The organism is Micromonospora sp. NPDC049004 (assembly GCF_040649315.1).
GTDB lineage: Bacteria > Actinomycetota > Actinomycetes > Mycobacteriales > Micromonosporaceae > Micromonospora.
Genome location: NZ_JBEZFG010000003.1, coordinates 700,666 through 715,009, shown reverse-complemented (window position 1 = coordinate 715,009; position 14,344 = coordinate 700,666). Strand labels below are relative to the sequence as shown.

15 protein-coding genes are annotated in these 14,344 nt (G+C 69.5%); 14 read left to right on the top strand and 1 reads right to left on the bottom strand.

Translation table 11 applies throughout. From position 1 onward, the window contains the following. The first annotated feature begins 27 nt into the window (after positions 1–27). The 6 genes from AB0B97_RS12505 to AB0B97_RS12480 are packed head-to-tail and all read left to right on the top strand — an operon-like array spanning position 28 to position 5,004. A complete protein-coding gene (locus tag AB0B97_RS12505) occupies positions 28–813 on the top strand; it encodes a hypothetical protein (protein ID WP_357493127.1) in 786 nt (261 codons plus the stop codon). A 7-nt stretch (positions 814–820) separates the two neighbouring features. Further along, the gene (locus tag AB0B97_RS12500; protein ID WP_357493125.1) at positions 821–1,564 is read left to right on the top strand and encodes an HAD family hydrolase; all 744 of its coding nucleotides are present in this window, start codon (positions 821–823) and stop codon (positions 1,562–1,564) included. Then, positions 1,561–2,241 (top strand): alpha/beta hydrolase, encoded by a 681-nt coding sequence (locus AB0B97_RS12495; protein ID WP_357493123.1) that lies wholly within the window; start codon positions 1,561–1,563, stop codon positions 2,239–2,241. Before AB0B97_RS12500 ends, AB0B97_RS12495 begins: the two co-directional genes overlap by 4 nt. Positions 2,242–2,270: 29 nt before the next feature. Further along, a complete protein-coding gene (locus AB0B97_RS12490) occupies positions 2,271–3,206 on the top strand; it encodes an amino acid ABC transporter permease (protein WP_357493121.1) in 936 nt (311 codons plus the stop codon). Continuing rightward, positions 3,203–3,973, top strand: coding sequence for an amino acid ABC transporter ATP-binding protein (locus tag AB0B97_RS12485; RefSeq protein WP_357493119.1), 771 nt, complete (start codon positions 3,203–3,205; stop codon positions 3,971–3,973). Before AB0B97_RS12490 ends, AB0B97_RS12485 begins: the two co-directional genes overlap by 4 nt. Positions 3,974–4,026: 53 nt before the next feature. Further along, positions 4,027–5,004 (top strand): ABC transporter substrate-binding protein, encoded by a 978-nt coding sequence (locus AB0B97_RS12480; RefSeq protein ID WP_357493117.1) that lies wholly within the window; start codon positions 4,027–4,029, stop codon positions 5,002–5,004. Positions 5,005–5,044: 40 nt separating this feature from the next. On the opposite strand, the gene AB0B97_RS12475 is transcribed toward AB0B97_RS12480, so the two are convergent. Beyond that, on the bottom strand, positions 5,045–6,340 hold the full coding sequence (locus AB0B97_RS12475; RefSeq protein WP_234580912.1) for a homoserine dehydrogenase: 1,296 nt from the start codon (positions 6,338–6,340) through the stop codon (positions 5,045–5,047). A gap of 315 nt (positions 6,341–6,655) precedes the next feature. On the opposite strand from AB0B97_RS12475, the gene AB0B97_RS12470 reads away from it, so the two are divergent. The 8 genes from AB0B97_RS12470 to AB0B97_RS12435 all read left to right on the top strand — a co-directional run bounded on the left by AB0B97_RS12470 (position 6,656) and on the right by AB0B97_RS12435 (position 14,216). After that, complete coding sequence (locus AB0B97_RS12470; RefSeq protein ID WP_357493114.1) at positions 6,656–7,948, top strand: hypothetical protein; 1,293 nt, start codon at positions 6,656–6,658, stop codon at positions 7,946–7,948. A 63-nt stretch (positions 7,949–8,011) separates the two neighbouring features. Beyond that, entirely contained in the window at positions 8,012–8,965 is a 954-nt protein-coding gene (locus AB0B97_RS12465) for an ABC transporter ATP-binding protein (RefSeq protein ID WP_357493112.1), read from the top strand. A gap of 2 nt (positions 8,966–8,967) precedes the next feature. Further along, positions 8,968–9,738, top strand: coding sequence for an ABC transporter permease (locus tag AB0B97_RS12460; RefSeq protein ID WP_234581252.1), 771 nt, complete (start codon positions 8,968–8,970; stop codon positions 9,736–9,738). Beyond that, complete coding sequence (locus AB0B97_RS12455; protein WP_357493110.1) at positions 9,735–10,508, top strand: ABC transporter permease; 774 nt, start codon at positions 9,735–9,737, stop codon at positions 10,506–10,508. Before AB0B97_RS12460 ends, AB0B97_RS12455 begins: the two co-directional genes overlap by 4 nt. A gap of 58 nt (positions 10,509–10,566) precedes the next feature. After that, entirely contained in the window at positions 10,567–11,886 is a 1,320-nt protein-coding gene (locus tag AB0B97_RS12450) for a hypothetical protein (RefSeq protein WP_357493108.1), read from the top strand. 165 nt (positions 11,887–12,051) lie between these two features. Next, positions 12,052–12,528 (top strand): flavin reductase family protein, encoded by a 477-nt coding sequence (locus AB0B97_RS12445; RefSeq protein WP_357493106.1) that lies wholly within the window; start codon positions 12,052–12,054, stop codon positions 12,526–12,528. Between the two features lie 352 nt (positions 12,529–12,880). Next, complete coding sequence (locus AB0B97_RS12440) at positions 12,881–13,909, top strand: winged helix-turn-helix domain-containing protein (RefSeq protein ID WP_357493104.1); 1,029 nt, start codon at positions 12,881–12,883, stop codon at positions 13,907–13,909. Positions 13,910–14,051: 142 nt separating this feature from the next. Beyond that, positions 14,052–14,216, top strand: a complete 165-nt coding sequence (locus tag AB0B97_RS12435) for a hypothetical protein (RefSeq protein WP_357493102.1) — start codon at positions 14,052–14,054, stop codon at positions 14,214–14,216. Positions 14,217–14,344: the final 128 nt, after the last annotated feature.

Below are 14,344 nucleotides of genomic sequence, written 5' to 3'. Positions count from 1 at the left end.
CGGACCGACGTACAAGGAGACCGGCGCATGCCGACTGCCCAGGACTGGGAAGTCACTGTCATAGACACCGGGCGCGAGCACGCACAGTTCGAGTCGCTGCGCCACCTGACCCACGGCGACACGGCCATCGTCGTCCTGCGCGATCTCTTCCCGGCCGTATCCGTCGCCGACCAGGCGGCCCGGATCCAGGAACTGCTCGCCGTCCCGGAGACCGCGCGGCTGCTGCACGCTCCGGTCGCCGACTTTCTCGACGAGATCGAGTCGTACCACGAGCGCGCCGAGCAGGCCCGCGCGGCGCTGGCGCGCTCGGGCGTCGACCTGCCGGCCCGGACGCGGGAGGCCCTGCGGGAGTCCTTCGGGCTCAGCTCGGTGGAGGTGGCCGTCGAGGACGGTCAGGGCGCCTACGGGGAGGCCGCGGTCCGGACCCGTGTTCCGGGGCCGGCCGCGGGGCTCGCCAGCCACAACATCATGCGCGACGGCGACGGCACCAACATCGCGCTCACCTACCTCGCCTACCACCTCCAGTGCGTCGTGGTCGTACGCGCCGCCGCGGGCGGCGGTGAGTTGGTCGTGCACGACCGTGCCTGGGAACCCGGCGACGAGGCCCACCGCACCGTCGACGGCACGGGCTACACCGACGTGGTGGCGGGAACGCGGGCCGACCGGTACGTCCCCCGCGACGGTGACGTGATCCTCTTCAACCCGGACCGGTACCACCGGGTCACCCCGGTCAGCGCCGGGGAACTCGTCACTGTGGAGTTCTGCCTCGGCTTCCGGGACGACCTGCTCGACTACGCCGTCACCTGGGCCTGACGCCTCGGTGGACAACCCGCCTCCGCCCGCGGCCCTGCTCCTGTGGGACATCGACCGCACCCTGGTCGACTGTTCCCTCGTCACCAGGGGTGCGTACGACCGGGCGTTCCGACGGATCACCGGCCAGCCGCTCGGCCGCGTTTCCGACATCGCGGGAGCCACCGCACGGCACATCGCGGTGCGGGCGCTCGCCAGGCACCGGCCGTGCACAGCCGATGCCCTCGTGCGGCGACTGCTCGACGCGGTCGACGACGAACTGGATCGGCTGGGGGAGGAGCTGACGGCAGCGGGACGGGCCATGCCGGGCGCTGCCCGAGCGCTCACCGCGCTCGCCGGCTGCCCCGGCGTCCGACAGACCGTGCTCACCGGCAACACCCGCCGGTCGGCTGCGGCAAAGCTGCGCGCGTTCGGCCTCGACCGGTATCTGGACCTGGCCATCGGGGCGTACGGCGACGAGGCCGAGGAGCGGGCCGCGTTGCTGCCGCCGGCTCGGGAGCGGGCCCGGCGTGCCCTCGGCGTCGACTGCCCGCCGGCTCGAGTCATCATCGTCGGGGACACCCCCCGCGACATGGCCGTGGCCAGAGAGCACGGGGTCCGGGCGGTGGGAGTGGCGTGCCACCCGGCAGACGCGGGAGGGCTGACGGCGGCCGGCGCCGACGTGGTCCTGCACGGACTCGCCGACACGGACGCGGTGCTGCTGACCTTCGGCGGGCTACTGCGGCAGCGGTTCGCGGAGCGGCCGAGCGGATGACTCCCGTCGTCCTGCTGCCGGGGCGCTGGCACACCCCGCGCCATTTCGGGCCGCTGCGCGCCGCGCTGCGGCGCCACCGGATCCCCGTCCACACGCCGCGGCTCCAGCGCGGCTCGCTCGCCGCCGACACCGTCCACGTCCAGCGGCTCGTCGACACGCTGCCCGAGCCGCCCGTGGTCCTCGGCCACTCCTACGGCGGTTCGGTGGCGACCGGGCTGCGCGGGGTGGCCCATCTCGTGTACGTCGCCGGATTCGCGCTCGACGTGGGGGAGTCGACCGCCGACGTGGGCGGTACCAGCACCCGGCTCGCGGCGGCCGTGACGGAGAGCCCCGACGGCACCACCCGGCTGCTGCCCGACCGGGCCGTGGAGGTGCTCTACCACGACTGCGCCGACGACCTCGCGGCGAGCGCCGTGTCCTGGCTGCGTCCGCAGGGCCCCGGGTACGGCCGGGCCCGTCCGACGCGCCACGCCTGGCGTGAGACCCCGTCCAGCTACGTCGTCTGTGCGGCCGACCGGGCCCTGGACCCGGCGGTGCAGCGCGCGATGGCCGCGCGGTGCGCCGAGCGCCACGAGTGGCCGGTGGGGCACTGCCCCGTGCTCAGCCGCCCCGACCTCGTCACCGATCTGCTCCTCGGCCTGACCGCATCAGGTACGCGCCGGGCCGACCGCGGGTGATCCGCCCCGCACTACCACGAGGAGTCCCATTGGATCTCGGTGCACGATGGCCTCGCCGGCCCGGCGCGACGCTGGCCGAGGCGCGGCGAGCGAACCTTCCGGACGGGCCGGACGACCTGGACGCGCTGCCGCGCGTACCTGCGCCCCGACCGTGGCGATGGGTGGCCGGTGCGGTCGGCCTGGTGCTCGCGGCTCAGTTCGGGCACGGCCTGGTGACCAACCCGGCCTGGGAGTGGGGGACCTTCTTCGACTACCTGCTGAGCGAGACAGTGGTCTCGGCGGTGTGGGTCACCGTCCAACTGGTGCTCGTGTCCGGGGTCCTGGGGTTCGCGCTCGGCAGCCTCATCGGGGCGATGAGGCTGTCCCGCAGCCGGATGCTGCGCGGTGTGGCCGGGACGTACGTCTGGGCGCTGCGTTCGGTCCCGCTCATGGTGCAACTGCTCTTCTGGTTCAACCTGGCCTACCTCTACCGCCGGATCGGTCTGGGCATCCCGTTCGGCCCGGTCCTCGTGTCCGTCGACACGCTGCATCTCATCGGCACGATGGCCGCCGCCGTCATCGGGCTGACGCTCCATCAGTCCGCGTACGCCGCGGAGATCATCCGCGGAGGGGTGGCCTCCGTCGACCCCGGGCAGATGGCGGCGGCGGAAGCCCTGGGCATCCCGCGGCTGCGCCAGTGGCGCCGGATCCTGTTGCCGCAGGCGATGCGCGCGATCCTGCCGAACGCCGTCAACGAGATCGTCTCCCTGCTGAAGTCCACGTCGCTGGTGTCGGTGATGGCGATCGGTGAACTCTTCTACCGCGTCCAGATCCTGTATGGACGCAACGGTCGTGTCGTACCGCTGCTGATGGTCGCCACTGTGTGGTACCTCGCGCTCACCACCGTGTTGACCCTTGTGCAGCACCGGGTGGAGCGCCGTTTCGCCTGGGTCGGCTCCGACGGCGACGGGCGGGCCGCCGCGTGAAGGACGAGACCCCGGCCCTGGACGTACGCGGCGTGCACAAGGCGTTCGGCGGGACGGAGGTGCTGCGTGGTGTGGACCTCCGACTACGGCGCGGCGAGAGCGCGGCGGTGATCGGCCCGTCCGGCGCGGGCAAGTCGACCCTGTTGCGCGCCATCAACCACCTCGAGGCCCCCGACCGGGGACACGTCCTGGTCGACGGCGAGCTGATGGGCTACCGCAGGCACCGCCGCGTCCTGGTCGCGCTCCGGGACCGGGAGCTGCTGCGGCAGCGTACCCGGATCGGCTTCGTCTTCCAGAACTTCAACCTGTTCCCGCATCTGACGGTGACCGAGAACATCATCGAGGCCCCCGTGGGCGCGCTGGGCGTGCCGCCCGCCCGGGCCCGGGAACGGGCCGCCCGGCTGCTTGCCCGCGTGGGTCTCGCCGACCGGGGTGGGGCCTATCCGCGTCAGCTGTCGGGCGGGCAGCAGCAGCGCGTCGCCATCGCCCGGGCCCTCGCCCTGGAGCCGGTCCTCCTCCTCTTCGACGAACCCACCTCGGCGCTCGACCCGGAGCTGGTGAACGAGGTGCTGACGGTGATCAAGGACCTCGCCCGGGACGGCACGACGATGGTGGTGGCCACGCATGAACTGGGCTTCGCCCGCGAGATCGCCGACACGGTGATCTTCCTGGACGGCGGTGTCGTCGTCGAGGCGGGTCCGCCCGAGCAACTCCTCGACGCTCCTCGCCACGCACGCACCCAGGCGTTCCTCGCCAAGGTCCTTTGACCGCTCCACCCCCCATGACCCGTACCATCCGACACCCACGTCAGGACCCGCGAATGAGACACCCGTCAGGGCGCGTCGCCGCAGCCCTCACCGCCCTCTCCTGTTGCCTCGCCCTAATGGTGACCGGCTGTGCGAACCCCGAGTCCGAGAAGACCGCGCCCCCGGCGAAGGCTGCCGACGGCACCCAGATGAACCTGTCCCCGAGCCAGGACAGACTGCACGCCCAGCGCATCGCGGCCATCGCCGACTCGGTGCCTGAGGCGGTCCGCGAGGACGGGTTCCTGGACATCGTCAACCTCGCCGGCACCGAGCCGCCACTGAGCTTCTACGCCACCGACAACCAGACGGTGATTGGTGTGGAGCCCGATCTGGCGACCCTGGTCGCGGACGTGCTTGGCCTGAAGCCGCGCTTCCACACCGTGTCGTGGGAGAACATCTTCATCGGCCTGGACAGCGGCAAGTACGAACTCGCCATGACCAACGTGACGGTGACCGAGGAACGCAAGGATAAGTACGACTTCGCCACCTACCGGGCCGACGAGGTCGCCTTCGAGGCGTCCCGGGACGCGGACTGGACCGTGCGCGGCCCGAACGACGTCGCCGGCCGGACCATCGCGGTGACCGCCGGTACCAACCAGGAACAGCTCCTGCGGACGTGGGACCGGCAGAACCGCGCGAAGAACCTCGATCCGGTCACCGTGAAGAACTTCCAGAATCCCGCCGACTACTACCTGGCGCTCGGTTCCGGCCGGGTCGACGCCTACCTCGGCCCCGGTCCGGCGGGTGCCTACCACGCCGCCGCGAGCGGCAAGACCAAGGTGATCGGCACGTTCTCCAGCAGTGGCGATGGTCTGGAGGGGCGGATCGGTGCCACCGTGCGCAAGGAGAACGGCCTGATCGAGCCCGTCGCCAAGGCGCTCAACGTCGTCATGGCCGACGGTACCTACACCGAGGTGCTCAAGAGGTGGGGGCTCCAGGCGGAGGCCCTACCGAAGTCGGAGGTCAACCCGCCGGGCATCCCCCGGTCCTGACGCCTGGTCGCTGTGCCCCACTCTCTGAGCGGGGCACAGCTCACGCCTCCACGATGCGGAGGATGCCGCCGACGCCGAGGACGCTGTCGAGACTGCACAGTTCCGCCACGGCCTGCCTCATCGCGCCTTCCTCGGCACGGTGCGTGATGAAGACGACGCGCGCCTTCGAGGCACGATCCTCCTGGGTGATGGAGCGGATGGACACCTGGTGGCGGCCCAACACCCCCGACACCTCGGACAGGACGCCCGGCGCGTCGGTGACCTCCAACTTGAGGTAGTGGGGGTGCGCCAGCCGTTCGGTCGGTCGCAGCACCGCGGAACTGCCGAGCGGAACCCTCCGGTGGGTGCCGCGTCGCAGGTGGTCCGCTGCGGTGACCAGATCGCCGAGCAGAGCGGACGCGGAGGGCAACCGTCCGGCGCCGTGACCGTAGAACATCTGGTCGCCGGCCGCGCCGCCCTTGAGGAACACCGCGTTGTACGTGTGGCGCACGTTGGCGAGGGGATGGTTCTTGTCCACCAGGGCAGGGAAGACCTGGACGCCGATTTCGCGCTCGCCGGAGCCGGCCGCCCCGAAGACCTCGGCCTTGGCGATCGATTTGATCACGTATCCGAAACGCGCCGCGATGTCGAAGTCGTCGCGATCGAGCTTGTCGATACCCTCGCGCTCGACGTCGTCGACGGCGATCGCGCGTTTGAAGGCGAGCGAGGCGAGGATGGCCAGCTTCGACGCGGAGTCCGCGCCCGTCACGTCGTTCGTGGGGTCGGGCTCGGCGTAGCCCTCCTCCTGTGCCTGGCGCAGGGCCTCGGCGTAGCCGAGCCCCTCTTCGGACATGCGCGTCAGCATGTAGTTGGACGTGCCGTTGACAATGCCGAGCACGCTTGTGATGTCCTCGCCGAGGAACGATTCCCGGAGTACGCGCAGGATCGGCACGGACGCGACGGCGGCAGTCTCGAAGAAGAGATCTACGCCGCTGGCGTCGGCCGTGGAGTACAGCTCCGGGCCGTGCTTGGCGATCAGTTCCTTGTTGGCGGTGACGACCGGCTTGCCGGCGCGAAGCGCGGCGAGCACGTACGTGCGGGCGGGCTCGATGCCGCTCATCACCTCGACCACCACGTCGATGTCATCGGCGTCGGTGATCGCCCGCACGTCGTCGGTGATGAGCGGGGTCAGCAGGCCCGAGCGCTTCTTCCCCGCGTCCCGTACGGCGATGCGCTTGAGTATCAGATCGATGCCGCTGATTTCCTGGATATCGGGAGCCCGACCCAGGAGAAATTCGGCGAAAGCCGCTCCGACGTTGCCGCAACCGAGCATACCCACGTTCACGGGACGATCCATGGCGGGAGCATATACGCCTGCATCGTCCGGTCACCGCCGCTCTGCTGCGCCGTCTTGGATGGTGAAACCGGCCGCAAAGAAAAAATCTTCTGCGTGGCCGCTCGACGGCCGTCGGCGGGGAGTCGGTCGGAAGAGGCGGAGCCCGCGGGCGACCAGTTGGGGACGCCGCTTCGGGCGGATCGGCCGTAAAGCCGTACTTATGTCTGCCCCAAGAAAACGTCACTACTGGCCGCTGTCCGGGCGTGCTGGAATGAAGAGCGCTGCTCGGCGTGCCGGGCCGCGCAGCCATCTCGCCATCGTCTTGGAGGAAGCCCGGTGCGGGTCCTCGTCCTGGAATGCGCCCTGTCGTTGGACGTCAATGCCGCCATGATCGCTGACTACGCCGATGTCGCCCGACGACACGGTGATCTCAGCCTGACCGTGCTGACCAGGGAGGGTGTGCGGGACAGGTTGGCGGGTGGGGTTCCGGAGGAGGTCGAACTCCTCGAGGAGGTGCCCGACTACTTCACGCCCGGCGCCGTCGAGCGACGGGCCATGGAACTGCTCCGGAACTCCTCGTACGACCTCCTGTTCGCCCCGCGGGAGGGGGACGTCGTACGAGCCGCGCGTATCCGGGAGAAATTCGGTATCGAGGGCCAGGACGTCGAGAGCGCACGGGCGTACCGCGACAAGCTGGAGATGAAGCGGCGGGTGGCCGCCGCCGGTCTCGACGTCTGGCCCTCGTACCGCGTCGACGACGCGGTCGACTTCTGGAATGCCGTCGACGAGCTGGGATATCCCCTCGTCCTCAAGTCCCGGTCCGCCTGGGCCGGCGAGACCGCGGCTTTCGTCTACGACGAATCAGGCGCGCGGCAGGCAGCGTCGGACTGTTTCGGCCGGCTCTCCGCCGATGTGCCCGCGCACAGCGTCGCCGAGCCGATGGCGGGTTCGGTGATGTACCACGTCGACGGAGTGCGCCATGACGGGAAGTTCCTCTACCTCATCCCGTCGCAGTACTACGGCTTCGGGACCGGGCGCGCTGTGGGCGAGCACGTCGGCTCCTTCGGTTCCGTCATGCTCGACCCGGCTTCGGCCGTCGGCCGTGGTCTGGTGGAGTTCGTCGAGGCGGTCGTGGCGGCCCTGCCCAACGCCCGGACTTCCGCGTTCCACGCCGAGGTGTGGGGCGACGTGAACGGCAGGCTCCAGCTCAACGAGATCGCCGCGCGCGCCGGCGGGCACTTCACCATGACAAATGCGGGTGCGGCGACCGGTCTCCTCCCCGACAAGCTGTGCCTCGGGCTCGCCGCCGGCATGAAGCCGGAGCAGTTGGGCTTCGTCGGAGAGGAACACATCCGGCCGGTGGCCGGATTCGGCCTGCCGTACCGCGCGGGCAGGGTGGTGACGCTGCCCGACCGCTGCGAACTCCCCTCGGTGCTCAAGTTCGTCCTGCCGGAGTGGCTGGTCCCCGGCGCGACGATCCCCCTTCCCACGAGCTGGTTCGACACCATCGGAGACGTCACGCTGACCACCCCCACCTACGACGGGTTGCGGCCCGAGATGGAGCGGGTCGTCCGCTGGGCGGAGGACGCCATGAAGATTCAGCCCGACGAAGCCGGCCTGATCCGCTGACGCCGTCGGACGACCGGCGAAGCGGACCGGACCTGGCGGGAGCATCATTCACGGGGAGACGAGATGACGCAGGCGCTGTCCTGGGGGCAGCCGGCACCGGTTGTGCATGCCCGGGGCCTCACCAAGTCCTACGGCGGCCCGGCTGCCGTCGACGGGGTGGACCTGGAGATCTGGGCCGGTGAGTCCGTCGGGATCCTGGGCCCCAACGGTGCCGGCAAGACATCGCTCATGCGCATGCTGAGCTGTGTCTCCCTCCCGTCGGCCGGCTCGCTGCGCATTTTCGGGCTGGATGCCGCGAAGCAGAGCCGCGACATCCGGCGGCGGCTGGGCATCGTGCATCAGGAAGACATCCTCGACTCGGAGCTGACCGTCGCCGAGAACATTTACATCTACGGCAGATATTTCGGGATGCCCCGTGCGGTGATCCGCGAGAACAGCGCCGAGCTGCTGGAGTTCGCCAAGCTGTCCGATCGTGCGGACTCCCGCGTAGAGACCCTCTCCGGAGGGATGAAGCGGCGACTGAGTATCGCCCGTGCCCTGGTCAGCAAGCCGGAAGTCCTGTTGCTCGACGAGCCGACGACCGGCCTGGACCCGCAGGCGCGGCACGTGCTCTGGGACCGGCTGGCGATGCTGAAGACTCGTGGCGTCACGTTGATCCTGACGACCCACTTCATGGACGAGGCCGAGCAGCTGTGCGACCGGATTCTGCTCATGGATCGGGGGAGCCTCCGGGACGAGGGCGCTCCGCAGGAGCTCGTCACGCGCTATGCGTCGAAGGACGTCGTGGAGATCCGCGCGAGCGGCGCAGCGGACGTGTCCGCGCTAGCGGAGCTGGTCGGCAAGATCAGCAATCGGATGGAGCAGCTGCCCAACCGGCTGTTGCTCCACGTCGACGACGGTGATCTCGCCCTGCGCGCGGTGATCGACCTCGGCGTCGACCCCCGGGCCTGCCTGGTCCGGCGTGGCTCGCTGGAAGACGTCTTCCTAAGGCTCAGCGGCCGGAGCCTGCTGGGGTGACGATGCCCTCGATCCTTGTCGCCTGCGAACACTGGCTGCTCCAGTACCGCCGCACCTGGCGAGGTACGCTCACCAGCTCGATTCTCGCGCCGCTGCTCTACCTGGCGACGCTCGGGCTCGGCCTCGGCGCGAGCTTCGATCTGCAGGTCCAGGCCCACACCCAGCGGGTTGACTACGTCGTGTTCGTCGCCCCGGGTCTGCTGGCCGGCTGGGCGCTGCAGACCGCGGCCGAAGTGTCGGCGTACCCGGTAGCCACCGCGATGCGGATGGACCGCACGTATCACGGCATGGCGTCCTCACCGGTCGGCTACCGCGGAGCGTACGCGGGACACCTGGCCTTCATCGCGCTGCGTGTCGCCATCAACTGTGCGATCTTCCTGGCGGTGCTGGGCGCCCTCGGGATCGTCACCTCGTGGTGGGCGGTGGTCGCGCTCTTCGTGGCGGTGCTCACCGGCATGTCGTGTGCCGCGCCCATCCTCGCGTTCTCGGCCGCGATCACGCGGGACGCGAGCCTGACGACTCTCACGCGCCTTGTCGTGACGCCGCTGTTCCTGTTCTCCGGGATCTTCTACCCGGTCAGCGTCTTCCCCACCGTGCTGCAGTGGCTGATCTCCGTCACGCCGCTCTGGAACGGGGCGGAACTCTGCCGGCAGTTGATGACGGGCCACGCGGACCTCCGGCCGGCGCTGCTGCACCTGTTGGTCCTCGGGTGCTACCTGCTGCTCGGCACTGTCGCGGCCGAGCGGATGTTCAAGAGGCGATTGACCCTATGAAGTCGGCAATTCTCACGGATGTCAGCGCGGTAGTCGAGCGGAACTTTTTGGTCGCCCGGAAGACCTGGTCGGTCCTGCTGTCGGGCATGATCGAACCGGTCCTGTTCCTGCTCTCCATCGGACTAGGTCTCGGTTCGCTGCTCGGGCCGGTGGAGGTGGGCGGCGAGACGGTGCCGTACCTCGTCTACTTCGCCCCGGCCCTCATCGCGACATCCGCCATGAACGGCGCCCTGTACGACTCGACAGTGAACTTCTTCTGGAAGCTGCGCTACCGACGCCTCTACAAGCAGCTCCTGTCGGCGCCGATGAACATCAAGGGCATAGTCGCCGGAGAGATCGTCTGGGCGCAGCTCCGGGGTGTGGTCTACGCGGTAGTGATGTTGGTGATCATCGGCGTGTGCGGCGGCCTCAGATCCCCCTGGGCCGCACTCGCCGTACCGGCCGCGTTGGTGGTGGGATTCGCCTTCGCGGCCATCGGCGTCGCGATCGCCACGGTGATGCGCAACTGGCAGGATCTCGACCCGGTCCGCTTCGGCACGCTGGTGCTCTTCCTCGCGAGCGGCACGTTCTTCCCCACGTCGGCTTACCCGCCGGCCATCGGTCACCTGGTCGAGCTCTCGCCCCTGTACGCGTCCAACGAACTGGTCAGGGCGTTCTGCGTCGGGCGGGTCGGTGTCGCCCAACTGCTCCAAGTGGCCTATCTGGTGGCCCTGACCCTGGGCGCCCTCTGGATCGCCGTGCGTCGTTTCGGACGCCTGCACGCCGACTGAGCGCCGGCCCGCCCATCTCCCACCTGTGGGAGGAGAACCTCCGAAGGAGCCTGACGCCGTGCAGAACACGAGCCGCCACGTTGTCCATCTCGGTTTCGCCGAGCAGCACCTCGACTCGATCGAGTTCGGCGACCACCAGGTGTCCCTGCTGGTGCACCGGCACGTCGTCGAGCAGATGTCACCCGCCGCGCGGCAGCGGTTCGTCCGCATCGGCGTACTGGACGTGCCGCACACGTTGGACTTCGAGGACTACGACCGGGCGCTCGACCAGATGATCCCGCTGGTCGAGGAGTTCGCCGTCGAACTGGGTCCGCCGGTCGCCGTCGTCGCCATGTACGAGCACGTCACCCTGCCGGCGGCCCGGCTGCGCGAGCACTTCGGCATTCCGGGCGTCGGCGTCGAGACGGCGGTGCTCTGCCGCGACAAGGTCCGCATGAAGGAGGCGATGCGGGGCGGCGGGGTACGCGTTCCCGCGTTCTGGGCGGTCGGCGCAGCCACCCCGTACGCCGACCTGGAGAGGATCGCGGCCGCCGTGCCGGGCGGGATCGTCCTGAAGCCGCAACGCCAGGCCGGCAGCTTCGGCATCAGGGTCTTCCGCGACGCGGCGGAGTTCCTCACGTACGCCCAGGCGCACGGCATCCCCGACGATCACGAGGTGGAGGAGTTCGTCGCGGGCGAGGTGTGCCACGTCGACGGCGTGGTCCGGGACGGTCAGATCCGCTTCATCAGCGCCTCCCGGTACATCGGCGACTGCTTCAACTTCCGGACCGGCACGGAGCACCTCTCGTCCGTCACGTTCGACGACGCGGCGACGCTGGCGCGGATCAGCGACTTCACCGCCCTCGTGCTGAAGTCGCTGAGATTGCACACCAGCACCTTCCATCTGGAGCTGTTCCTCACCCCCGACGATGAGCTGATCTTCCTTGAGGTCGCCAACCGCTTCGGTGGCGCCTACATCGGTGAGGCCATCCGCGCCGTCTACGGCGTGGACCTGGTCCGCGAGTCCGTCCTCGCCTGTATGGGCCTGCCGTCCGAGGTCGGGACCGTCACCGACATCCTGGGGTACGCAGAGGTCGGAGCCTCCGGTTGGCTCTACCCGGCCCTGCCGGAGATGCGGCCCTGCGTCGTCAAGCGCATCCGCGGCCTCGACACCTGCCCGGACTCCGTGGTGCTGTCCGAGATCCCCAACATCGGCCAGACGCTGAACGACGACATCACGGCTTTCCCCAGTGCGGGCAGGTTCGTGCTGGCCGGAGCGAGCACTGCGGAGGTCGAGCGCGACATCCGACACCTCGCCGCCACGTACGCCCTGGAAACCTGCCCGCGGGCTACCTGGTCACGAGACTGCGCAGTGCCGCCAGGACCGCCCGGTTGCTGACCTTGGTCCGTCGCTGCGCATGTCCGGAACCGATATCCGGACCAACGGCGGCCCATTGCTCCATGAGGTGTTCGCACCACCGGACAGTGCGGCCCGCGGCCGTGCGGACGTGAGTGGGGGATCGAGATGACGGCGGACGCGCCGGACCGAGCGGCGGCACCTCCGGTGAGCGCGGATGAGTTCCGCAACGCGATGGCGCTGCTGGCAGCACCGGTGGCCATCGTGACCACTCTTTTTGACGGGCGCCGCTGGGGCTTTACCGCCAGCGCGGTGACCGGGCTGTCCCTCAGTCCACCGCTGGTCTCGGTGGCGATCGATCGGGCGAGCCGGTCGCACGGAGCCTTCGTGCTGGCGAAGGAGTTCGTCGTCAACGTGTTGGCGGAGCAGCACCGCGAACTCGCTTCCCGGTTCGCGCGTCTGGGACCGGACAAGTTCGCCAACCACACCGACTCGACCTTCCCGGGTACCAGTCTCCCCGCCATCGATCAGGCGATCGCCCAGTACCGCTGCACCCGTCAGGCGGTGGTACCGGTCGGCGACCACGACCTCGTGGTCGGTGAGGTGAGCATGGTCCTCCGGGATGCGGCTCGACGGCCCCTGCTCTGGTACGAACGGGGCTTCCACGCCGCGGTCCGGCTCTGACCTAGACCGGCTGCCCCTGCGGCGGGACCCCGGAGAATCCCTGGTGATGTCGTGGCCGATCGGGTCGAGATCGGACTCGTCACTGCGACAGACCACGCCGCCATCGTCCTGGTCGGGCTCCCGTCAGCGTGCTGGTGCGCCGATTCGCGCTCAGGCGCCCACAGGCCAACATGGACCTGGTACGCCGCGCCGGTGAGGTGGAAGTCACAGCCGAATGGACTTAGCGCGGATTGTTGCGCACCGTAGTTATCCCAGCACGCGGGAGAATGTTGCCTGATCGATCCGGATTGATTAAAGCTGGTGTGGGTTCCGCCGGGAGTTGTCGGCGGACACGGGGGCTTGGAGGAATTCGTTGTCGACGTTCGCGTTGAGTGAAAGTAAACACTGCTCGGTCAGAATCTCCTGCAGTTCATTGTGGGAATCTCTCGCCAGTATCCGATTGGTCTACAGTGCTCGAAATGCCGCACCGTGGCCTTACGGAAATTGGCTGCAGGCCACCCGGCGTTCCATCAAGCGAGACGGACCGGAACTCACGCCCTGGCTGCGGGACCTGTTGCAGATCCACGGCGGCATGTTGCCGTCGTTCGTCACGCCCTTGCCGAGATCGGCGTCGCCCACCCTCGATGAGGAGTTGGCGGACCTCCGGGCAGTGCCGCCGGCGCAGGTGCGTGCCGAGCTCGAGCAGTGGGGCGGCGGGCTCCAGTCGCGTGCCCTGCGCTCCCTTCATGAGTGCCCCGAGCAAGCCCTCGACCAGCTCGCGGACATGGTGGCGGTCTACTGGGAGGTGGCACTGCGCCGGTATGCCACCGCCATACGCTCGACCTATGAGGCGGAGATCTTCGCCCGGTCGCGGGTACTGGCCACGGAGGGCCCGGAAAGCCTGCTGGACAGCCTGCACGCCCAACTGCCGCAGGTGGGCACGCCTGGCGTCGGGGCGCCGCCGTCGGCGTCCGAGCCGATGTCGCGGGTCCTGATCGTCCCGTTGCTCTTCGGCCGGGGACCGTCGCTGACGGCGACCGCCCCGCACGGCGTCGTGTGCTTCTCCTACCAGGCCTGCGGTGCGGCCGTGCTGAGCGGTGCCGCTCTGGAGCCCGGCCGGGCGGACGGCACGGGGCGCAAGGACCGTCTGGAGATCCTGCTGGGCCGCAGCCGGGCGGCAATCATGCGCGGTGTCACCGTGCCGACCACCACCTCGGCTCTCGCCGCTGAGCTGGGCCTCGCCGTCAGCACGGTGTCGGAGCACCTGGCCGTGCTGGTGGCGGCGGGAGTGGTCAAGCGCCGGCGGGCGGGCATCCGGGTCCTGTACGAGCTGGACCGGGTTGGCCTGCCGTTGCTGGGCTACCTGGGCAGCGATTCGATGGCCATGTCGTCCGCCGGCTGAGCGTGCCTGCGGGCCGCACGTCATGTCCCGGTGCCCGCCGCGCCGGCAGCTTGCCCGGCGTGCTCGACTACGACCACGAGGCGGCCACGGATGACGCCCCGCGAGGCGGGGAGGCCAGGGCCGGCGCCGCGGCGGAGCCGTGATGACACTGCTGCCCGCGGGCGCTCGCCTCGTCTGGACGTGGGGTGCGGCATCTGCCCGTGACGGGCTTCGCGGGCCGGACCGGTGGGTGGCCGGGCTCGACGAGGCCGGGCGGGTGCTGCATCCGGGCTGGGTGTCCAGCATGCGGACACCCCAGCCGGCTTGAGCCCGCCGCCGATGCAACCGCGCAACAACTTATCGGCAGGCAGGACCGCTATGCGGATATCGGCCGTCGCCGTGTGGTGAGGATGATGTCTTTTCACGGCCACGAGGGTGACAGCCGACGTCGATAAC